The 22,981-nt window shown below is 66.2% G+C and carries 9 protein-coding genes; 6 read left to right on the top strand and 3 right to left on the bottom strand.

Features of this window, described 5'->3' with window-relative positions; all coding sequences use genetic code 11:
- Positions 1–178: 178 nt before the first annotated feature.
- Positions 179–13,132: a non-ribosomal peptide synthetase gene (locus WF331_RS00145; protein WP_340622548.1), complete on the top strand. Its 12,954-nt coding sequence runs from the start codon at positions 179–181 to the stop codon at positions 13,130–13,132.
- A 135-nt stretch (positions 13,133–13,267) separates the two neighbouring features.
- Here the strand turns inward: WF331_RS00145 and dsbG are convergent, their stop codons facing one another.
- Genes dsbG through dsbD form a run of 3 tightly spaced genes read right to left on the bottom strand, consistent with a single transcriptional unit; the run spans position 13,268 to position 16,579 of the window.
- Entirely contained in the window at positions 13,268–14,026 is a 759-nt protein-coding gene (gene dsbG / locus WF331_RS00140; RefSeq protein ID WP_016498657.1) for a thiol:disulfide interchange protein DsbG, read from the bottom strand.
- Position 14,027: 1 nt separating this feature from the next.
- A complete protein-coding gene (locus WF331_RS00135) occupies positions 14,028–14,864 on the bottom strand; it encodes a TlpA disulfide reductase family protein (protein ID WP_016498658.1) in 837 nt (278 codons plus the stop codon).
- Positions 14,864–16,579 (bottom strand): protein-disulfide reductase DsbD, encoded by a 1,716-nt coding sequence (gene dsbD / locus WF331_RS00130; RefSeq protein WP_284359528.1) that lies wholly within the window; start codon positions 16,577–16,579, stop codon positions 14,864–14,866. Before dsbD ends, WF331_RS00135 begins: the two co-directional genes overlap by 1 nt.
- 248 nt (positions 16,580–16,827) lie before the next feature.
- Between dsbD and WF331_RS00125 the strand changes: the two genes are divergently transcribed.
- From WF331_RS00125 to WF331_RS00105, 5 genes are read left to right on the top strand one after another with little or no spacing between them, the layout of a single operon-like run.
- Positions 16,828–19,659 carry a xanthine dehydrogenase family protein molybdopterin-binding subunit gene (locus tag WF331_RS00125; RefSeq protein ID WP_061203340.1) on the top strand — a complete coding sequence of 944 codons (2,832 nt, stop codon included), beginning with the start codon at positions 16,828–16,830 and terminating at the stop codon, positions 19,657–19,659.
- Positions 19,652–20,188 carry a (2Fe-2S)-binding protein gene (locus WF331_RS00120; RefSeq protein WP_016498661.1) on the top strand — a complete coding sequence of 179 codons (537 nt, stop codon included), beginning with the start codon at positions 19,652–19,654 and terminating at the stop codon, positions 20,186–20,188. The genes WF331_RS00125 and WF331_RS00120 overlap by 8 nt, the downstream gene beginning before the upstream one ends.
- A gap of 2 nt (positions 20,189–20,190) precedes the next feature.
- Positions 20,191–21,417, top strand: a complete 1,227-nt coding sequence (locus tag WF331_RS00115) for a c-type cytochrome (RefSeq protein WP_049278161.1) — start codon at positions 20,191–20,193, stop codon at positions 21,415–21,417.
- A 2-nt stretch (positions 21,418–21,419) separates the two neighbouring features.
- Positions 21,420–22,391: an XdhC family protein gene (locus WF331_RS00110; RefSeq protein ID WP_284359521.1), complete on the top strand. Its 972-nt coding sequence runs from the start codon at positions 21,420–21,422 to the stop codon at positions 22,389–22,391.
- Positions 22,388–22,960: a nucleotidyltransferase family protein gene (locus WF331_RS00105; RefSeq protein ID WP_284359519.1), complete on the top strand. Its 573-nt coding sequence runs from the start codon at positions 22,388–22,390 to the stop codon at positions 22,958–22,960. The genes WF331_RS00110 and WF331_RS00105 overlap by 4 nt, the downstream gene beginning before the upstream one ends.
- The last annotated feature ends 21 nt before the right edge of the window (positions 22,961–22,981 follow it).

Here is a 22,981-nt window from a genome sequence, read left to right as displayed (position 1 = left end):
GTTCTAAGCCCGCAGTGTGAAACGGTTCACCCTTGGCCCCTTCTGGCACCGCGTAATCCCCGCTAATTTCTGCCCCCGCCCATCCGTTCTCCTGTGTACATCCTCGGTCGCCACTCGCTGTCCGCCCACGTTCGCGGAGTAGCCGGCACGCCCCAACAGACACTGGCAGGAACACCCCATGACGGACGCCTTCGAACTCCCGCTCTCGCTGGTCCAGGCACTGGCGCAACGCGCCGCGCAGACCCCGGACAAGATCGCCTTGCGCTTTCTGGCCGACGCCCCCGGCGAGCAGGCCGTGCTCAGTTACCGGGACCTCGACCAGCGCGCACGCACCATCGCCGCCGCCTTGCAGGCCCGTGCCGGCTTCGGCGACCGTGCGGTGCTGTTGTTCCCCAGTGGTCCGGACTACGTGGCGGCGTTCTTCGGTTGCCTGTATGCCGGGGTGATCGCGGTGCCGGCTTACCCGCCGGAGTCTGCGCGTCAGCATCACCAGGAACGTTTGCTGTCGATCATCGACGATGCCGAGCCGCGCCTGCTGCTGACGGTCGCGGCGTTGCACGGCAGCCTGCAAGGCCTGGAAGCGCTGGCGGCGGACAACGGCCCTGAACTGCTGGCAGTGGACGGCCTGGACCCGGCGCTGGCCGCGGACTGGCGCGAGCCCGCGCTGCAAGGTGATGACATCGCCTTCCTGCAGTACACCTCTGGCTCCACTGCGCTCCCCAAGGGCGTGCAGGTCAGCCATGGCAACCTGGTGGCCAACGAGCAGTTGATCCGCCAGGGCTTCGGCATCGACCTCAACCCCGACGACGTGATCGTCAGCTGGTTGCCGCTGTACCACGACATGGGCCTGATTGGCGGCCTGCTGCAGCCCATCTTCAGCGGCGTGCCGTGCGTGCTGATGTCGCCGGGTTACTTCCTGGCCCGGCCGCAGCGCTGGTTGCAGGCCATCAGCGAGTATGGCGGTACCATCAGCGGTGGCCCCGACTTTGCCTACCGCCTGTGCAGCGAGCGGGTCAGCGAGGCCTCGTTGGCCGGGCTCGACCTGAGCCGCTGGCGCGTGGCTTATTCCGGCTCCGAGCCGATCCGCCAGGACAGCCTGGCGACGTTCGCCGACAAGTTCCGGGCCTGCGGCTTCGACCCGCAGAGCTACTTCGCCAGCTACGGCCTGGCCGAAGCCACCCTGTTCGTCAGCGGCAGCCGCCGTGGCCAGGGCATCGCCGCGCTGGAACTGGACGCCGAAGCCTTCGCCGCCAACCGTGCCGAGCCGGGCAAAGGCAGCGTGCTGATGAGCTGCGGCTACCCGCAGCCCGGTCACGCGGTACGTATCGTCGAGCCGCAGCACCTGCAGGTGCTGGGCGACAACCAGGTCGGCGAAATCTGGGCCGGTGGCCCGAGCATCGCCCTGGGTTACTGGCGCAACCCCGAGGCCAGTGCCCGCACCTTCGTCGAGATGGACGGCCAGACCTGGCTGCGCACCGGTGACCTGGGCTTCATGCGCGACGGTGAGGTGTTTGTCACCGGGCGCCTGAAAGACATGCTGATCGTGCGCGGCCAGAACCTGTACCCGCAGGACCTGGAAAAAACCCTCGAACGCGAGGTCGAGGTGCTGCGCAAGGGCCGGGTGGCAGTGTTTGCCGTCGAGCAGCAGGGCGAGGAGGGCATCGGCGTGGCGGTGGAGATCAGCCGCAACGTGCAAAAGGCAATCAAGCCCCAGGACCTGATCAAAACCCTGCGCCAAGTGATCGCCGACGCCTGCCGCCAGGCCCCGGCTGTGGTCCTGTTGCTGAACCCGGGCGCGCTGCCCAAGACCTCCAGTGGCAAGCTGCAGCGCTCGGCCTGCCGCCTGCGCATGGACGATGGCAGCCTGGACTGCTACGCCCGCTTCCCTGATGTGAGCGAAGCCGCTGCAAGCGCGGCTGGTGGCGATGAACTGCAAACACGCATCGCCGCCGTGTGGCGCGACATCCTCAAGCTGGAGGCGGTTGCAGCAGACGACCACTTCCTGCTGCTGGGCGGCAACTCCATCGCCGCCACCCAGGCCACCGCACGCCTGGCCGATGAGCTGGGCATCAACCTGAGCCTGCGCACCCTGTTCGAAGTGCCAGTGCTGGCTGATTACAGTAACGCCGTGGCCTCGATCATCGCTGAAGGCGCGGCCGGCACCGCCACCATCGCAACGCTGGAACGCGCCCAGGCCTTGCCCCAGTCGCTGGCGCAAAACCGCTTGTGGCTGACGTGGCAGTTGCAGCCACAATCGGCCGCCTACAACATCCCGGCCGGCCTGCAACTGCGCGGCGAGCTGGATGAAAGCGCCCTGGAAGCCGCCTTCCAGATGCTGGTGGTGCGTCACGAATCCCTGCGCACCGTATTCTGCGAAGAAAACGGCCTGGCCCTGCAACGCATCTTGCCGCACCAGCCGTTCAGCCTGCGCCGCCTGGGCCTCGAAGGCCAAACCCCCGAGCAGGTCAGCGCCGCGCGTGAAGCCGAAGCCCGTCAGCCGTTCGACCTGACCCAGGGCCCGTTGCTGCGGGTGACCTTGGCACGCCTGGACGACGAACACCATCAGCTGTGGGTGACCCTGCACCACATCGTCGCTGACGGTTGGTCGCTGAACATCCTGCTGGATGAATTCGCCAAGCTTTACGCGGCCCGCTGCCAGGGCCTGGGGGCCAGCCTGGCGCCGCTTACCCTGGGTTACGCTGACTACGGCACCTGGCAGCGCCAATGGCTGGCCGCCGGTGAAGCCGAGCGCCAGCTGCAGTACTGGAAGGCACAGTTGGGCGATGAACTGCCGGTGCTTGACCTGTGCACCGACCACCCCCGCGCCAGCCAGCGCGGGTACGGTGCTGCGCGGTTCAACCTCAAAGTGCCTGCCAAGCTTGCCGAAGCCCTCAAGGGCCTGGCACGTGAACAGCAGGCCAGCCTGTTCATGGTCCTGCTGGCCGGCTGGCAGGCGCTGTTGCACCGCTACAGCGGCCAGGCCGACATCCGTGTCGGTGTGCCCAATGCCAACCGCCCGCGCCTGGAAGCCCAAGGCATGGTCGGCTTCTTCATCAATACCCAGGTACTGTGCGCGCAGCTCGATGGCCGCTTGCCATTCGCGCAGTTGCTGGCCCAGGTGCGCCAGGCCACCCTTGAGGCGCAGGCCAACCAGGACCTGCCGTTCGAACAACTGGTCGAAGCCCTGCCGGAAGCCCGGGAGCAAGGCCTGTTCCAGGTCATGTTCAACCACCAGCAACGCGACCTGTCGGCCCTGCGCCGCCTGCCGGGGATGTTAGCGGAGGAGCTGCCGTGGCACAGCCGCGAAGCCAAGGTTGACCTTCAGCTGCACAGCGAAGAAGACCATCAGGGCCGCCTGAGCCTGGCCTTCGACTATGCCGCAGAGCTGTTCGAAGCCAGCACCGTCAAACGTCTGGCCCATCACCTGCTGGCCCTGCTGGAACAGGTGTGCGCCGCGCCGCAGCGGCCGCTGGGCGAAGTGCAATTGCTCGACGAGCCTGGCCGCGCGCAACTGTTGGGCTGGGGCCGCGCACCGGCTGCCGCGCCGCCAAGCCTGTTGGTAGAACAGCTCAACGAACAGGCCCGCCGGACCCCTCAACGCACTGCACTGGCCTGGGACGGCGGCAGCCTCGACTACGCCGAACTGCACCAGCAGGCCAACCGCCTGGCCCATTACCTGCGCGACAAAGGCGTCGGCCCCGACACCTGCGTAGCCATTGCCATCGAGCGTTCGCCACAGTTGCTGGTTGGCCTGCTGGCCATCCTCAAGGCCGGCGGCGCCTACGTGCCGCTGGACGTCGACTACCCGGCCGAACGCCTGGCCTACATGCTCGCCGACTGCAACGCCGGCCTGATGCTGAGCCACAGCAGCCTGCTGGGCAAGCTCCCGCAGGTCGACGGAGTCAGCGCCATCGCCATTGACCAGTTGCACCTGGACAGCTGGCCCAGCCAGGCTCCCGGCCTGCACCTGCACGGCGACAACCTGGCCTACGTGATCTACACCTCCGGCTCCACTGGCCAGCCCAAGGGCGTGGGCAATACCCATGCGGCGCTGGCCGAGCGCCTGCAGTGGATGCAGGCCACCTACGCGCTGAATGACAGCGATGTGCTGATGCAAAAGGCGCCGATCAGCTTCGATGTGTCAGTGTGGGAATGCTTCTGGCCGCTGGTAACCGGCTGCAAGCTTGTACTCGCCGGCCCCGGCGAACACCGCGACCCGCAGCGCATCGCCGCGCTGGTACAGGCCCATGGCGTGACCACGCTGCACTTCGTGCCGCCGCTGTTGCAGGTGTTTGCCCAGGAGCCGCAGGCGGGCGCCTGCAGCAGCCTGCGCCGGGTGTTCTCCGGTGGCGAAGCATTGCCTGCGGCGCTGCGTGACCGCGTGCTGCAAGTGTTGCCGCAGGTGCAGTTGCACAACCGCTATGGCCCGACCGAAACCGCCATCAACGTCACCCATTGGCACTGCCAGGCGGAGGACGGCGAGCGCTCGCCCATCGGCCGCCCGCTGGGCAATGTGCTGTGCCGTGTGCTGGACGATGAGCTTGAACTGGCCGCCCCCGGGGTACCGGGCGAGTTGTACCTCGGTGGCGCGGGCCTGGCCCGTGGCTATTTGGGCCGCCCGGGCCTCACTGCCGAGCGCTTCGTGCCCCAGGCCGACGGCCATGGCGAGCGCCTGTACCGCAGCGGCGACCGCGCCCGCTGGCAGGTGCAGCTTGAGGCCCTGGAATACCTCGGTCGCCTCGACCAGCAGGTAAAGGTGCGGGGTTTCCGCGTCGAGCCAGAAGAAGTGCAGGCCTGCCTGTTGGCACAGCCGGGCGTGGAACAGGCGCTGGTGCTGATTCACAAGGACGCCGTTGGCGCGCAGCTGGTGGGTTACTACAGTGGCAGTGCACAGCCAGCCGAAGTCTTGGCCGTGCTGGCTGAGCAACTGCCCGCGTACATGGTGCCGGCCCAGCTTATCCCGTTGGCACAGCTGCCGCTGGGCCCCAGCGGCAAGGTCGACCGCAAGGCACTGCCGGCACCGGTGTGGCAGCAACGCGAACATGTCGAGCCCCACACCGAGTTGCAGCAACAGGTCGCCGCCATCTGGCGTGAGGTGCTGAACCTGCCGCGCGTCGGCCTGCAGGACGACTTCTTCGCCCTGGGCGGGCACTCGCTGCTGGCCACTCAGATCGTCTCGCGCAGCCGCCAGGCCTGCGATGTCGAGCTGCCGCTCAAGGCGCTGTTCGAAGCCAGCGAACTGGGCGCCTTCTGTGCCGAGATTGCACGTATCCGCGCGGCCGGCGAGCGCAACCTGCAAGGCGCAATCGCCCGCGTCGACCGGCGTCAGGCGGTGCCGCTGTCGTATTCGCAGCAGCGCATGTGGTTCCTCTGGCAAATGGAGCCGGACAGCCCGGCGTACAACGTCGGCGGCATGGCACGCCTGCGCGGCACCCTGCATGTGGACGCTTTCGAGCGTGCGCTGCAGGCGTTGATCGTGCGCCATGAAACCTTGCGCACCACCTTCCCCAGCGTCGACGGGGTGCCGTACCAGTGCGTGGCCGAAGACAGTGGCCTGCACCTCGACTGGCAGGACTTCAGTGCCTTGCCCCTCGATGCCCGCCAGCAACACCTGCAACAACTTGCCGACGACCAGGCGCACCAGCCGTTCGACCTGGAGCGCGGCCCGCTGCTGCGCGCCTGCCTGGTCAAGGCTGACGAGCGCGAGCATTTCTTCGTGCTCACCCTGCACCACATCGTCACCGAAGGCTGGGCCATGGACATTTTCGCCCGCGAGCTAGGCGAACTGTACGAAGCCTTTGTCGATGACCGCGAGTCGCCGCTGGCGCCGCTGCCGGTGCAATACCTGGACTACAGCGTATGGCAACGGCAATGGCTGGAAAGCGGCGAGGGCGCTCGTCAACTGGCCTACTGGAAGGACCGCCTGGGTGGCGAGCACCCGGTGCTGGCGTTGCCTGCCGACCGCCCGCGCCCGGCAGTACAGAGCCACCGCGGCGAGCTGTACCGCTTTGAACTCGACCCGGCGCTGGTCGCCCGCGTGCATGCCTTCAACAGCCAGCGCGGCCTGACCTTGTTCATGACCATGACCGCCACCCTGGCCGCCTTGCTGCACCGCTACAGCGGCCAGCGTGACCTGCGCATTGGCGCGCCGGTGGCCAACCGCATCCGCCCGGAAAGCGAAGGCCTGATTGGCGCATTTCTCAATACCCAGGTGCTGCGCTGCGAGCTGGATGGCCAGATGACCGCCAACGCACTGCTGGAGCAGATGCGCCAGGCCGCCATCGAAGGCCAGTCGCACCAGGACCTGCCGTTCGACCAGTTGGTGGAGGCGTTGCAACCGCCGCGCAGTAGCGCTTACAACCCGCTGTTCCAGGTGATGTGCAACGTGCAGCGCTGGGCTTTCCAGCAAAGCCGCACACTGGCCGGCATGCAGGTGGATTACCTGCTCAATGACGCCAATGCCACCAAGTTCGACCTGTACCTGGAGGTCACCGACCTCGACGGCCGCCTGGGTTGCTGCCTGACCTACAGCCGCGACCTGTTCGACGAACCCCGCATAGCGCGCATGGCCGAGCACTGGCAGCAGCTGCTGGTCAGCCTGCTAGACAACCCGCAGCAGCGCCTGTGCGAGCTGCCGATGCTGAGCAGCGCCGAACAGCAGGTGCTGGCGGGCCAGTTGCAGGGGGAGCAGGACTTCGACCTCGACCAGACCCTGCACGGCCTGTTCGCCGCCCAGGCGGCCCGCACGCCACAGGCTGGCGCGCTGACCTTCGCCGGCCAGCACATGAGCTATGCCGAGCTCGACCAGCAGGCCAACCGCCTGGCCCGTGCCCTGCGTGAGCGTGGCGTCGGCCCGCAGGTGCGCGTGGGCCTGGCACTGGAGCGATCGCTGGAAATGGTCGTCGGCCTGCTGGCCATCCTCAAGGCCGGCGGCGCCTACGTGCCGCTTGACCCCGAGTACCCACTCGACCGCTTGCGCTACATGATCGAAGACAGCCGCATCGGCCTGCTGCTCAGCCAGCGTGAGCTGTTGCAAACCCTGGGCGAGCTGCCCGAGGGCGTGGCCCGCTGGAGCCTGGAGGACGATGCCGCCAGCCTGTCGGCCTACAGCGATGCGCCGCTGGACAACCTCAACCTGCCGCAGCATCAGGCGTACCTGATCTATACCTCCGGCTCCACCGGCAAGCCCAAGGGCGTGGTGGTCAGCCATGGTGAGTTCGCCATGCATTGCCAGGCGGTCATCGCCGCGTTCGGCATGCGCAGCGATGATTGCGAGCTGCATTTCTATTCGATCAACTTCGATGCTGCCAGCGAGCGCCTGTGGGTGCCGTTGCTGTGCGGTGCCCGCGTGGTGCTGCGCGCCCAGGGGCAGTGGGGCGCCGAAGACATCTGCCAGCTGGTGCGCGAGCAGCAGGTGAGCATCCTGGGCTTTACCCCCAGCTACGGTAGCCAGCTGGCGCAATACCTGGGCGGGCAGGGCGAGCAACTGCCGGTGCGCCTGGTGATCACCGGTGGCGAAGCGCTGACCGGCGAGCACCTGCAGCGTATTCGCCAGGCCTTTGCGCCGCAGCAGTTCTTCAACGCCTACGGCCCGACCGAAACCGTGGTCATGCCGCTGGCCTGCCTGGCGCCAGAGGTGTTGCCTGCAGACCTTGGCAGTGTGCCGATTGGCCATGTCATCGGTAGCCGCTCCGCCTACATCCTCGACGAAGACCTGGCGCTGTTGCCGCAAGGTGGCATTGGTGAGCTGTATGTCGGCGGCGCCGGGCTGGCTCAGGGGTATCACGACCGGCCGGGCCTGAGCGCCGAGCGATTCGTCGCTGACCCGTTCAGCGCCGAAGGAGGCCGCTTGTATCGCACGGGCGACCTGGTGCGCCTGGGCACTGACGGCCTGGTCGAGTACGTCGGCCGTGCCGACCAGCAGGTGAAAATTCGCGGTTTCCGCATCGAACTGGGCGAGATCGAGAGCCGCTTGCAGGCGCATGCCGATGTCGACGAGGCCGTGGTGCTGGCCTTGGATCTACCGGGCGGCAAGCAGCTGGTGGGTTACCTGTTGTGCAAGCAGGCCACGGCTGGCAGCGAGGCGCAAAGCCAGCTGCGTGAAGCAGTGAAGGCCGATGCCCGCCAGCACCTGCCGGATTACATGGTGCCGGCGCATCTGGTGTTGCTCGACAGCTTGCCGCTGATGGGTAACGGCAAGCTCGACCGCCGTGCGCTGCCACTGCCAGACCTGGAGCAGGCGCGTCAACAGTACCAGCCCCCCGGCAACGAGGTGGAAGCGCAACTGGCGCAGATCTGGCGCGACGTGCTCAACGTTGCCCGGGTAGGGGTGCAGGATAACTTCTTCGAACTGGGCGGCGACTCGATCCTGTCGATCCAGGTGGTCAGCCGGGCCCGTCAGGCCGGCTTGCAATTCACCCCGCGCGACCTGTTCCAGCACCAGACCATCCAGACCCTGGCGGCCGTGGTTCGGTACAGCGAAGCCGCGAGCAGCATCGAGCAGGGCTTGCGCCAAGGCCAGACCGGCCTGACGCCGATCCAGCACTGGTTCTTCGACAGTGAAGTGCCACAGCCGCAGCACTGGAACCAGGCGGTGCTGCTGGAAGCTCGCCAACCATTGGATGAGGCCGCGCTTGGCCAGGCGTTGGCTGCACTGGTGCAGCACCACGACAGCCTGCGCCTGCGCTTCGACGAGGCCCGTGGCCGCTGGCAGGCCGAATACGCCCAGCCTGACGCGAGGCAATTGCTGTGGACCGCCACCGTGGCCGATTTTGCCGATTGTCAGGCGCTGTATACCGACCTGCAGCGCAGCCTCGACCTGCAGCAAGGTCCGCTGCTGCGCGCCTTGCTGGTGCGTGACGGGCAGGGCAGCCAGCGTTTGTTGCTGGCGATCCATCACCTGGTGGTCGATGGCGTGTCCTGGCGGGTGCTGCTGGAAGACCTGCAGGCGCTTTACCGTGGCCAACCGCTACCGGCCAAGACCCACAGCATGGGCGACTGGTCCGCGCGCCTGGCCAGCTACGCCGGCAGCGATTCGCTGCGCGACGAACTGGGCTGGTGGCAAGGCCAGCTGGGCGGCGTGCGCCGCGAACTGCCGTGCGATCACCCCCAGGGTGGCAACCTGCACCGCCACGCCCAGACACTGGCCATCGGCCTGGACGTGGAGCAGACCCGGCAACTGCTGCAACAGGCCCCGGCCGCCTACCACACCCAGGTCAACGACCTGCTGCTGACCGCACTGGCACGTGCCTTGAGCCGCTGGAGCGGCGATGAGGAAGTGCTGGTGCAGCTTGAAGGCCACGGCCGTGACGGGCTGTTCGAAGACATGGACCTGACCCGCAGCGTCGGCTGGTTCACCAACGCCTATCCGCTGAGCCTGCGCCCGCTACCGGGCGAGGACGACGCGGCGCGGGCCGGTTCCATCAAACGCATCAAGGAACAACTGCGACAGGTGCCGCACAAGGGCCTGGGCTACGGCGTACTGCGCTACCTGGGCGACACGGCCGGGCGCGAGCAGATGGCGGCCTTGCCGCAGGCGCGTATCACCTTCAACTACCTGGGCCAGTTCGACCAGCAATTTGACAGTGCGGCGCTGTTCCAGCCACTGGAGGCACCGGCCGGTCTGGCGCATGACCTCGACGCACCGCTGCCAAACTGGCTGAGCGTCGATGGCCAGGTGTACGGCGGCGCCTTGCAACTGCGCTGGACCTTCAGCGCCGAGCGCTATGACCCGCAGACCATCGCCCGCCTGGCCGAGGCCTATCGCCAGGAGTTGCTGGCGCTGGTCGCGCATTGCCTGGCCGATGGCAACGGCAGCTTCACCCCGTCGGACTTCCCGCTGGCGCACCTGACCCAGGAGCAGATCGACGCATTGCCGGTACCGGCTGCGCAGATCGAGGACGTTTTCCCGCTAACGCCAATGCAGGAAGGCATGTTGCTGCACACCCTGCTGGAGCCGGGCACCGGCCTCTACTACATGCAGGACCGCTACCGCATCAACAGCGCCTTGGACCCTGAACGTTTCGCCCAGGCCTGGCAGGCGGTAGTGGCGCGCCACGAAGCGTTGCGCGCCTCGTTCAGCTGGAACAGCGGCGAGGCGATGCTGCAGATCATCCACAAACCGGGCAACCTCGCGGTGGACTACCAGGACTGGCGCGGCCTTGCTGACGACGCCCAGGAGCAGCGCCTGCAAGCCCTGCACAAGCAGGAGCGCGAGGCCGGGTTTGCCCTGCTCAGTGAAGCACCGTTCCACCTGCGCCTGGTACGCGTGGCCGACGAGCGCTACTGGTTCATGATGAGCAACCACCACATCCTGATCGATGCCTGGTGCCGCTCGCTGCTGATGAACGATTTCTTCGAGGTCTACCAGGCCCTCGGCGAAGGCCGTCAGGCCCAGTTGCCGGTGCCGCCGCGTTACCGCGATTACATCGGCTGGTTGCAGCGCCAGGGCCTGGACGACGCACGCGCCTGGTGGCAGGCCAACCTGGCCGGCTTCGAGCGCGCCACGGCCATCCCCAGCGACCGCCCGCTGCGCCATGACCACGCCGGTAGCGGCATGATCGTCGGCGATTGCTACACCCGCCTGGAGGTAAGTGATGGCGTGCGCCTGCGCGAACTGGCCCAGGCTCACCAGCTTACCGTCAACACCTTCGCCCAGGCGGCCTGGGCGCTGGTGCTGGCGCGCTACAGTGGCGACCGCGATGTGGCCTTTGGCGTGACCGTGGCCGGGCGCCCGGTGAGCATGCCGCAGATGCAGCGCACCGTTGGCCTGTTCATCAACAGCGTTGCCCTGCGTGTGCAGTTGCCGGTATCGGGTGAGCGTTGCAGTGTGCGCCAGTGGTTGCAGGGCCTGCTGCAAAGCAACATGGAGCTGCGCGAGTACGAGTACCTGCCGCTGGTGGCGATCCAGGAGTGCAGCGAGCTGCCCAAGGGCCAGCCGCTGTTCGACAGCCTGTTCGTGTTCGAGAACGCGCCGGTGGAAACCGCCGTGCTCGACCACGCCCAGCACCTGAACGCCAGCTCCGACTCGGGCCGTACCCACACCAACTTCCCGTTGACGGCGGTGTGCTACCCGGGTGATGACCTGGGCCTGCACCTGTCGTTTGACCAGCGTTACTTTGATTACCCGACCGTCGAGCGCCTGCTGGCCGAGTTCAAGCGCCTGCTGCTGGCGCTGGTGCAGGGCTTTGATGGGGAGGTGAGCGCGCTGCCTCTGATGGGGGCAGACGAACAGCGCTTCCTGCTGGAAGACTGCAACCGCACCGAGCGGGCTTATCCGCTGGAGCAGAGCTACATCGCGCAGTTCGAAGCGCAGGTGGCTGCGCACCCTGAACGTACTGTGGCCCGCTGCCTGGAGGCCTCCTATGACTACGCCGGGCTGAACCTGGCGGCCAACCGCCTGGGCCACGCCTTGATCTCGGCCGGCGTAAAGGTGGACCAGCCGGTGGCGCTGCTGGCCGAGCGCGGGTTGCCGCTGCTGGGCATGATCGTTGGCAGCTTCAAGGCGGGCGCCGGCTATCTGCCGCTGGACCCGGGGCTGCCGGCCGCCCGCCTGCAAAGCATCATCCAGCTCAGCCGTACCCCGGTGCTGGTGTGCAGCGCGGCCTGTGCCGAGCAGGGCCGGCAGTTGCTGGGTGAGCTGGACGTTGCAGAACGGCCACAGCTGCTGGTGTGGGAAGACACCCAGGCCAGCCAGGTTGCCAGCCACAACCCGGGCATCCACAGTGGCCCGGACAACCTTGCCTATGTGATCTACACCTCAGGCTCGACTGGCTTGCCAAAAGGGGTGATGGTCGAGCAGCGCGGCATGCTCAACAACCAGTTGAGCAAGGTGCCGTATCTGGCGTTGAGCAATCAGGACGTCATTGCCCAGACTGCTTCGCAGAGCTTCGACATTTCGGTGTGGCAGTTCCTTGCCGCGCCGCTGTTCGGCGCCAAGGTCGAGATCGTGCCGAATGCCATCGCCCATGACCCGCAGGGCCTGCTGGCGCATGTGCAGGCCACCGGCATCACCGTGCTGGAAAGCGTGCCGTCGCTGATCCAGGGCATGCTGGCCAACGACCACCAGGCCCTCGACGGCCTGCGCTGGATGCTGCCGACCGGCGAGGCCATGCCACCTGAGCTGGCCGCGCAGTGGTTGCAGCGGTACCCGCAGATCGGCCTGGTCAACGCCTACGGCCCGGCAGAATGCTCCGATGATGTGGCGTTCTTCCGCGTCGATGCCGCATCGACCCAAGGCAGTTACCTGCCGATCGGCACGCCGACCGACAACAACCGCCTGTACCTGTTCGGCGAAGAGCAGGCGCTGGTGCCGCTGGGCGCGGTGGGCGAGCTGTGCGTGGCGGGTACCGGCGTGGGCCGTGGCTATGTCGGCGATCCGGTGCGCACTGCCCTGGCGTTCATCCCACACCCCCATGGTGCCGCGGGCGAGCGCCTGTACCGCACCGGTGACCTGGCGCGCCAGCGCCCGGACGGTGTGTTGGAGTACGTCGGGCGCATCGACCACCAGGTGAAGATTCGCGGCTACCGCATCGAACTGGGCGAGATCGAAGCCCGCCTGCACGAGCAGGCCGAGATTCGTGATGCTGCGGTGGGCGTGCAGGAAGGCGTCAATGGCAAGCACCTGGTCGGTTACCTGGTGGCACACCAGGGTGTCGCCGCCGATGCCACATTGCTGGAGCAGATCAAGCAGCGCCTGCGTGCCGAGTTGCCGGAGTACATGGTGCCGCTGCACTGGGGTTGGTTCGACAGCCTGCCGCACAACGCCAACGGCAAGCTCGACCGCAAGGCGCTGCCAGCCATCGACATTGGCGGTCAGCACAGCCAGGCCTATCAGGCGCCGCGCAATGAGCTGGAGGAAGTGTTGGCCTGTATCTGGGCCGATGTGCTGAAGGCCGAGCGAGTGGGGGTGCACGACAACTTCTTCGAGCTGGGCGGGCATTCGCTGCTGGCCACGCAGATCGCCTCGCGGGTGCAGAAGCAGCTGCAGCTGAACGTGCCGCTGCGGGCGATGTTCGAGTGCAGCACGGTGGAGGAGCTGGCCGAGTATGTGCTGGGGTTGCAGGGCAGTGCGCTGGATGACGACAAGGTCGACCGGCTCAGTGACCTGATGGCCGAGCTCGAGGGGCTTTGAAGTGATTGGCTAGCCTGCACCGGCCTCTTCGCGGGCACGCCCGCTCCCACAGGTTATCGCGCCGCTCTCAAGGCTGTTGCAATACCCGTGGGAGCGGGCGTGCCCGCGAAGAGGCCAGTGCAGGCAGCCAATGTTTCAGCGCTTCCCGAGAATCTTGCCCAGCATTTCCGGCCGCGGTGCCCCTTGCTGGCTTTGCAGGTTGCCTTGCTCATCCTGATAGAAAATGGCCGGAGTCGCCTGCAGCCCCATCTCTTCCATCAAGGCCATGTTCGCCGCCAGCTTCTGCTGTACCGCTTCCGGCACTTGGTCCAGGGGCTTCAGCGTGCTGGCCTTGCCAGCTTTTTCATGTTGTTGCAGGGCCTTGGCCGGGTCTTTCGCCGCCAGCAGCGCCGCCGACTTGCCCGGGCTGTCCTCACGGATGATGCCGACCATGATATGGCGCAACTGCACTTTGCCCGACTCCACCCACGGCCGCGCCTGCTCCCAGAACATGTTGCAGTACGGGCAGTTCGGGTCGCTGAACAGGTACACCTTGCGTGGCGCATCGGCCTTGCCGTCGGCGATCCAGGCGGTTTTCTCCAGCTTCGCCCAGATGGCCTTGCTCATCGGCCCATACACCAGCTTTTCCAGCGGCTCGGCGCTAAGGTCCTTGCCTTGTTCGTCGAACAGGCTTCCGACCAGCACGTGCTTGCCGTCAGGGGTCAGGTACAGGGCCAGGGCGTTGTTCTGGTACTCGGCGGCATAACCGCGCAGGCCGTTGGGCGCATCGAAGCTGCCCTTGATCACGGCGCCCTTGGCTTGCAGCTGCTGAACTGCCTTGGGCAGTTCTTCGGCCTGCAGGGCAGGGGAGGCCAGCAGGGCCAGGGACAGGGGCAGCAGTGCAGTCAATCGCATGTCAGTTTCCTTGTGCGGCAGGGGCGGGCGCAATGGCCCGGTCGAAAGGTTCCAGGGCGTGGCGCAGGCTGGCCCGGGACAGCTCGCCCAGGTGGCTGCCAACCAGCCGCCCATTGGCGTCGTAGAACAGGGTGGTGGGCAAGGCCATGGAACCGACACGCTGGGCCAGCAGGCCGGTGCCGTCGAACAGCACGTGGGTCAGGCTCAGGCCGGTGGTGGCGAGGAAGGTGCTGACATTTTCCGGAGTTTCGCCCTGGTTGACGAACAGGAAGGTCACGTGCGGGTAATCGCTTTGTGCCTGTTGCAGCACTGGCATCTCACGCCGACACGGTGGGCACCAGGTGGCCCAGATGTTGATGACCAGCGGCTTGCCGCGGTAACTGTGCAGCGCCACCGGTTGGCCACCAGCGTTTCGCAGGCTCAGTTCAGGCAGCTCGGTGCCTTTGCTGTACAAGTGGCCGCCGAAGCTGGCCAGGCCCCAGAACAGCGCGCCACTGAACAATGCCCAGCCCAACGGGCGGCGCAGGCCCGGTTGACGCCAGCCCTGCCACACCGCACCGAGGACGATGCCGGCAAGGCCCGACCAGAGCAGGAAGCCGCCGTCGCGGATGTCGATCATTTGCAACGGCTCATCACGGTACATCGGCCAATAGGCCAGCACGAAGCCGGCACGGGCGCACAGCAGGCCGATCAGGAACAGGTTGAACAGCGCCGATTCCGGGCTTTCGCCGCCACGCCGGGCGACCCACCAGCCGACCACGCTGGCAATCACCAGGGCGGTGAGCATCAGCAGGTGGTTGAGGGCCATGGTCAGTGGCCCGAGGGTTACGGTCAACATCAGCCTTGGCTCCTGGTCTGGGCCCAGTGTTGCTGGAACGCGGCGGCATCCACTTCACCGGTAATACGCCGCGCGCGGCGTTCGTCGCCTTCCGGGCCGATCCAGATGATGCTGGGCGGGCCGGGTACCTGGTAGCGCTGCAGCAGGGCTTTGCTGGCCGGCGTGTCGGCGGTGACGTCCAGGCGCAGCAGGTGCACGCCGGCCAGGCCGGCCTGTACGTCGCCACGGGCGAACACCTGTTTTTCCATGACCTTGCACGACACGCACCAGTCGGCATAGTAGTCGAGCATCACCCATTGGCCACGGGCCTTGGCCGCATCCAGTTCACGTTGCAGGTCTTCAGGGCGGCTGACCGTGACGAAGCTGTCTTCGGCATGCTGGGCAGCAACGGGCGCGGTACCCCCACCGGTGAACGGGCGCAGCGGCTGCCAAAGGTCATCGCCACCGGCGGCGGCACCGACCAGCAACAGGCTGCCCCACAAGGCACCCAGCAGCGGTACTGCGCGCAATGCTGGCAGGCGCTGCAGGGCTGGCCAGGTGGCCCAGGCCAGGGCGATCAACCAGCCGCCACTCAGTGCCAGCAGCAGCGTGGCGGGCAACAGGCTACGCACGGTGTACAAGGCCATGGCCAGGAACACGAAACCGAACACGCCCTTGACCCGGTCCATCCAGGCGCCTGGGCGCGGCAAGTAACGGTTGCCCAGGGTCACCAGCAACAACAGCGGCACGCCCATGCCCAGGCCCAGGCTGAACAGCACCAGTGCCCCTTGCAGCACGTCGCCGCTCTGGGCGATGTACAGCAGGGCGCCGGCCAACGGCGCGGTCATGCATGGGCCCAGCAGCAGGCCGGACAACGCCCCGAGCAGCGCCGCGCCATACAGGTTGCCGCCCCGGGTGCCTTGCCCGGCGCGGTCAAGGCGGTCGCGCAGGGCGGCGGGCAGTTGCAGTTCGAAGGCGCCAAACATGGGCAGGGCCAGCAGCACGAACAGCCCCGCCAGGCTGCCCAGCAGCCAGGGTTGCTGCAGCCAGGCCTGCAGGCTGGCACCCAGCAGTGCGGCCACCACCCCCAAGGCGGCGTACACCAGTGCCATGCTCAGCACATACACCCCGGCCAGCAGCCAGCCGTGTCGGGCGCTGGCGCCATTGCCCAGCACCAGCCCGGCAAGGATCGGCAGCATCGGGAGCGAGCAGGGGGTAAAGGCCAGCAGCAGCCCCAGGCCGAAGAACGCCAACAGGCTCCAGGCCAGGTGGCCCTGTTGCAGGCCACTGGCCAGAGCCTGGTCGCTGGCTTGCTCGGCGGCGGGTGCCACGCTACCGCCCAGGTCGATCAGCGTAGTCTGCGGTGGATAGCACAGGCCGGCGTCGGCGCAGCCTTGCCAGCCCAGGCGCAACTGGCCCTGGGCATTGGCTGGCAGCAGCAGTTCGAGCTGATCGCGGTACACCGCACTGTCACCGAAGAATTCGTCATTGTGGTTGAGCGCCGGCGGCAATTGCGGGTGCTGCTCGGCAGGCAGGCCGTCGAACTTGAGCCGCTTCTGGTACAGGTAGTAGCCCTGCTTGATCTGGAAGTACAGGCGCATCTGGCCGTCGGCCTGGCGGTCGTGGGTGAGTACAAAGGCCTGGTCGACCGGCAGGAAATCCGGTTTTACATCAAACGGGTTGGCCTGCAACGGGCCGGCCAGAAGCAGTGTCAGGAAGAGCAGGAGGACGCGCATGTCTTCGCCTTGGCAGATCTAGGAATGGGGCCATGCTGGCTGGGGCTGATTAAATGAAGGTTAACGCTGGTTTTGGTCTGTGAGCCCACCCCAGTCCCACCCATCCTCCCAGACACACAGCGACATATTGTCGGCTTGACTTTGCCAATCCCTACACAATTCCTGTAAAGTTGACGCACAAGTCAGCTTTTCCCGCTAGCACTAGAATCAAAAATAGGGCAGGCCCCCAACTGCCCAGAGGATCAAGCATGTCCAACCGTGATATTTCCAGGCGCGCCTTCTTGCAAGGCGGCCTGATCGCTGGTGTCGGCGTGACCATGGCGCCACTTGGCAGCCAGGCATTCGCCGCACTGATGGAGGAACGCGTCACCACCTCGCCGCAGAAGTGGATGAGCCATGACGGCAAGGCGCGCTTCCGTAACGATGCCTTGTCCAAGGTGTGCGGCGACAAAGTGTTCGCCCGCGATATCCGCGCCAAGGACATGCCCGGCTGGCCCACGCAGCAGGGCCATGCGCTGCTGCTCAAGGCGACCAAGGCCGACCGTATCTATGCCGGTCACGACCTCAGCCTGCTCGGTGCCGAGCTGCAGCCTGACCGCATCGTTACCGCCGCCGATCTCGAGAAAGACGGCATTGCCTGGCCCGAAGCCCATTCGCCCGACCCGCTGCTGCCGCCCGGCAAGGTGCCGATGTTCATCGGCCACCCGGTGGCGATCCTGATCTGGCACGACTTCGAGCGCTTCCGCCAGGCCAAGCGCAAGCTGCAGTTCAACGAAAAGGCGATCCGTTACGGCGCCCAGGCGCCGCTGTACCAGCGCGACCCTTACGGCAGTTTTCGCTTCGTGCGGGTGGGCGGTGCCACGCCGTTCGACGACGATGAGTTCTCCAGCCTGAAGAATTCCATGCTGTTCCCGACCATTCTCAACCGCAAGCCGGTGTGGTCGAAGCAGCCCAACCAGCACGGCGACCTGACCGAGCAGGGGCTGTTCTACGCCAATCGCATGGCCGAGCAGCTGGACAACCCGCCCCAGGACTGGCTGGTGTTCGACGAGCGCTACAAGACGCCGTCCATCGAACCCGCCGCGCTGGAACCGGACAACGGCAACGGCTGGTACGACCCGGCCAGCGGCACGCTGCACTTCGTGGTTGCCACCCAGTGCCCGTTCGAAGTGGCGCAGGAATGCGTGCACATGATCAAGCCGTCGCGCTTCGCCCTGAACACGCTGAACATGCACCCGGGCTATACCGTGGGCTACGGCTCGAAAGACAACAACATCTTCGTCTTCTACGCCGCCGTGGCCGCGCTGTATGGCGCCGGCGTGCCGATCCGCCTGGCCAATGACCGTTACGAGCAGTTCCAGAGCGGCATCAAGCGCCATGCCTTCGATATCCGCTACCAGCTGGCCGTGGACAAGAAGGACAACAGCTTCAAGATCTTCCGCGCCGACATGAGCTGCGACGGCGGCGGGCGCATTAACTACAGCCCGTCCGTAGCTGCGGTAGGCGCCACTGCTGCGCAGTCGATCTATTACATGCCGCAGAACGACCTGTCGGTTACCGCCTACCATTCCCGCGGTGTCGAGGCCGGCTCCATGCGCGGCTACGGCACCTTGCAGAGCATGGCTGCCACCGAGATGATGGTGGACGAAATCGCAGGCCGCCTGGGCGTCGATGCCATCGACCTGCGCCGTGCCAACGCGCTGAAATCGGGCATGAAGAACACCCAGGGCGCGGTCCCGGCGGGCGCGCTGCGTCTGTACGAGATTCTCGACAAGGCCGCCGTGCACGACTGGTGGCGCAACCGCGACGCACGCAAGCAGCAGATGGATGCGCAAGACCAGGACCATTGGTACGGTGTGGGCTTTGCGATTTGCCAGAAGGACTTCGGCACCGGTTCCGAAGCACCGATGGCCAGCATCGAGTTCAGCCGCGACGGCCGCATCAGCCTGCGCCACATCGGCACCGAGTTGGGCACCGGCATGTCTACCTCCCAGGCCCTGGTGGTCAGCGACTTCCTGGGGCGCTCGGCTGACGAGGTGAGGACCGCGGTTACCGAATGGCCAGAGTTGCAACTGAGCACCAGCGGCAACCCGTACCTGATCAGCCAGCCCGAGCAGGACGCCGCGCTGCGCAACCCGCGCTGGGTCGGCAAGCTGGCGTCGCCATCGTCGGCGACCAACTCGGCTTTCTACTTCAGCCATGCCACCCGCGAAGCGGCGCGCGTGCTGTTCAACCACGGCCTGTGGCCGGCGGCCATGGCCATCTGGAGCCAGGGCCCTCATGGCGGCCAGGCCAACCCGCTGGTGGTGCGCCGCGAGAACGCGGTGTGGGTCAACGGCGAGCTGACCGGTAACGGCCTGCAGCCGATCCCGTTCGCCCAGCTGGCACAGAAGGCCCACGACATGGGCCTGGTCACCGGCGCCAGCGTGCACGGTTTCAACCGTTGGAGCTGGGCCGAGGCCGACTTCGTCATCGACGGCGTGCGCGAGCGCTTCCCGCTTGACGCCGTGGCGGTGAAATACGGCGATGGCGCGGTGAGCGCCAAGAAGGCGCAGATGAGCAGCCACGGTTACCACCTGCTCGACCGGCAGAACGCTGCCTACCCCGACACCCAGCTGAACAATGCCATGGTTACCTACTACAGCCCGGTGGCGACCATTGTTGAAGTCAAGGTGAACAAGGGCACCCATGAAGTGCAGGTGCTCAACCACCACAGCTGGGTCGAATGCGGCCGAGTGTTGGTACCGGAGCTGGTCAAGGGCCAGCTCGAAGGCGGTATCGCCATGGGCATCGGCCACGCGCTGACCGAAGAAATGCCGATGTACGAGGGCGGGCCCGGGGAGGGCGACTGGAACTTCAACCGCTACCGCCTGCCGCATGCGCGCGACGTGGCGGTGTGGAAGCAGACCAGTGAAATCCTCCCGCCGCTGTCACCGACCGACCCGTCCAAGGGCATTGCCGAAGTGGTGATGATCCCGGTCGTGGGGGCCATCGGCAATGCCGTCGCCCATGCCATTGGCAAGCGCGTGCGCGATCTTCCCATCACTCCAGCCCGTATCAAGGAGGCCCTCAATGGCTAACCGTCCACTGCAACTGACCCTCAACGGTCAACCGGTCGGCCCGGTCGAGGTCCCCGCTGACCTGGCGATGATCGACTACCTGCACGAACACCAGAACCTCACCGGCTCGCGCCTGGGCTGTGGCCAGGGCATCTGCCATGCCTGTGTGGTGATCGTCGACAACCCCGACGGCACCAGCGAAGAAGTGCGCACCTGCATCACCGGCGCCCACTACTTTGAGGGCAAGAAGGTACGCACCATCGAGGGCCACGCCAAACCGGACGCGGCCGGTAACCTCACGCTGAACCCGATCCAGCAGAAGTTCGTCGACCTGTTCGCCTTCCAGTGCAGCTACTGCGCGCCGGGCTTCGTCAACGCCGCTACCGTGCTGGTGGAAACCGCCCAGCGCCAGCCATTGAAGAAGAGCGAAGTGGAAGACCGCATCGAGGCCAGCCTCGGCCACCACATCTGCCGCTGCACCGGCTACGTGCGTTATTACGACGCCACCCGCAAGGTGCTCAACGATCTTGGCCTGGTCAAGGAGGGTTGAGCATGGGCTTCGTTCGTAACGCACTGGCATTGGCCTTTGCCGTCAGTTCAATGGCCCTGGCCGTCAGCTCGGTTGCCCAAGCGGCCGACGAGGCTCAGGTCAAGCGCGGTGAATACCTGGCACGCGCGGCCGACTGCATGGCCTGCCACACCGCCGAAGGCGGCGCGCCGTATGCCGGCGGCCTGCCGATCCATTCACCGTTCGGTACCATTTATGGCAGCAACATTACCCCGGACAAGCAGTACGGCATCGGCAACTACAGTGCCGACGAGTTCTTCGCCGCAGTCACCCAGGGCAAGCGCAAGGACGGCGCCAATCTGTATCCGGCGATGCCTTACACCTCGTACCACCTGATCAAGCGTGAAGATTCGGACGCGATCCTCGCCTACCTGATGACCATACCGCCGATCAACCGCCCGGCACCGCAGACCGCGTTGCGCTTCCCGTTCAATGTGCGGATGGGCCTGAGTGGCTGGAACATGCTGTATGGCAAGAGCGTGCAGCTGCAGCCAACCGAAGGCAAAAGCCCGGCCTGGCAGCGTGGTCAGTACATGGTCGAAGTCATGGGCCATTGTGGCGAATGCCATACCCCGCGCAACCCCATCGGCGCGTTGCAGCAGGACCAGCGCATGACCGGCGGCCTGCTGGGCGGCTACCTGGCGCCGAGCCTGCTGGCCCAGGACCTGGCCGAGCGCGGCTGGACCCAGCCAGACCTGACCACCTTCCTCAAGCATGGCATCAGCGCCCAGGGCAGCATGTTCAACGAGATGTTCCCGGTGGTGCACCACAGCACCCAACACCTGGAAGATGCCGACCTGGCGGCCATGGCCACCTACCTGCTGGGCGACCAGCCACCGCCGGCCAAGGCCATCCAGGCCGTTGCCCTGGAGCAGATGAGCGACAGCGCCAAGCGCGGCCACCAGCAGTACCTCAACGTTTGCGCCGGTTGCCATGGTGTCGACGGCGAGGGCAAACCGCACATTGCCGTGGCCATGCAGGGCAACACCGTGCTGCGCCAGGGTGACTCGCGCAACCTGGTCAAGGTCATCCTCGAAGGCATCCGTGAGCAGCAGTTCACCGGCTTCGAGCGCATGCAGCCGATGCCGGGCTTTGCCGACAAGCTTGATGACCAGCAAGTGACGGATATGGTCAACTACCTGCGCCAGGCCTGGGGTGGACTGCCCGGTGACCTGAACGTACAGCAGCTCGCCGAGCTGAAGGCGGAGTAAACGTGCAGCATCTCGATCTACAGGTGGTTCGCCGGGCCTTGCAGTGGTCGTGCAACGGTCAGCGGGTTTGGTTGTGCACGGTGCTCGCCACCTACGGCTCGGCGCCCCGCGCGCCGGGCTCGCTGCTGGCAGTCAATGCCAGCGGCCAGTGGCTGGGGTCGCTGTCGGGTGGCTGCGTCGAAGACGACTTCCTCGAGCGTGTGGCCCTGGGTGAGTTCCCGGAGCCGGTTGCCATCGTGCGCTACGGTGACGACAGCGACCCGCGTTCGAGTATCCGCTTGCCCTGTGGTGGCGTGCTCGAAGTGCTGGTGGAGAACCTGCCCGCCGAGTGCGAGGTGCAGGCGCACCTGCGTCAGCTGGAAAGCGCGCTGCTGGGCCAGCGTCGGGTGCTGCGTGAAGTGAGCCTGCCGGACGGTACCCGCCAGTTGGCCGATGACCATTGCCAGGGGCCACGCGTCGAGCGGGACAACGCCCGTGTTCGCCTGCGTGTCGGCGCCGCCCAGCGCCTGCTTCTGGCCGGCTATTCCAGCGTGGCGCATTTTTGCGCCGAGTTCGGCAAGGGCATGGGGTTTGAAGTCATCCTTTGCGAGCCGCGGGACGAAGTGCTGGATGGCGTGCGGCTGGACGGCATCGAAGTGCGCCGCGAGTTGCCGTCGGAGTTTATCCGCCATGGCGGTTGCCATGCCGACACGGCAGTGGTGGCATTGACCCATGACCCCAAGATCGACGACCTGGCGATGCTTGAAGCGGTGCGTACCGAGGCCTTCTATATTGGCGTGATGGGCTCCCGGGTGACCTCTGACAAGCGCCGCGAGCGCTTGCAGCGAATTGGTGGCCTGGGTTGCGACGAGCTAGCGCGCATCCATGCGCCGATTGGCCTGAACCTGGGCAGCAAGACCCCGGCCGAGATTGCCCTGGCGGTACTGGCCGATATCCTTCGTGTGCGCAACGGCATCGCGCGGGTGGCGCTGTGAGCGTGGTTGCGTTGGTATTGGCGGCAGGCAGCAGTGTGCGCTTTGGCTCTGACAAGCGCCGTTCGCTGCTGGCTGACGGTCGAAGCTTGCTGGTGCACAGCGTAGAGAGCGCCTGCGCAGTGTTCGATGATGTTCGGGTGGTGTTGCGTGAAGGGGAGCGAGGTGTGGACCTGGGGTTGCCAGCGCGGTGCAGGGTAATCTCCAGTCCGGATTTCACATTGGGCATGGGCCATAGCCTGGCGGCCGGTGCCGCTTCGCTGGCTGACAGCGAGGCGCAGGCAGTAGCGATTCTGTTGGGAGATATGCCCTGGGTGGCGTCCGCGACCCTGGATTTGCTTGCACGGGAGTCCAGTGGGTCAACGATAGTCCTGCCTTGTCATGCTGGACGACAGGGCCATCCGGTGTTGTTCGGGCGCGATTTCTGGCCGGCGCTTGCCCGGCTGAAGGGTGATGAAGGGGCGCGTTCGGTGGTCAAAGCCAACCCGGCGGTTTGCGTCAGGCTGGAGGTGCAGGATGCCGGTGTGTTGCAGGATGTCGATAGGCCCAGCCAGAACAAACCGCCGCCGTAGCCGCACCAGCCGTGGTCTTGA

It is taken from the genome of Pseudomonas sp. YNh (assembly GCF_037993085.1).
Classification (GTDB): Bacteria; Pseudomonadota; Gammaproteobacteria; order Pseudomonadales; family Pseudomonadaceae; genus Aquipseudomonas; species Aquipseudomonas putida.
The sequence above is the reverse complement of the archived record's forward strand: the minus strand, read 5'-3'. Positions and strand labels throughout refer to the sequence as shown.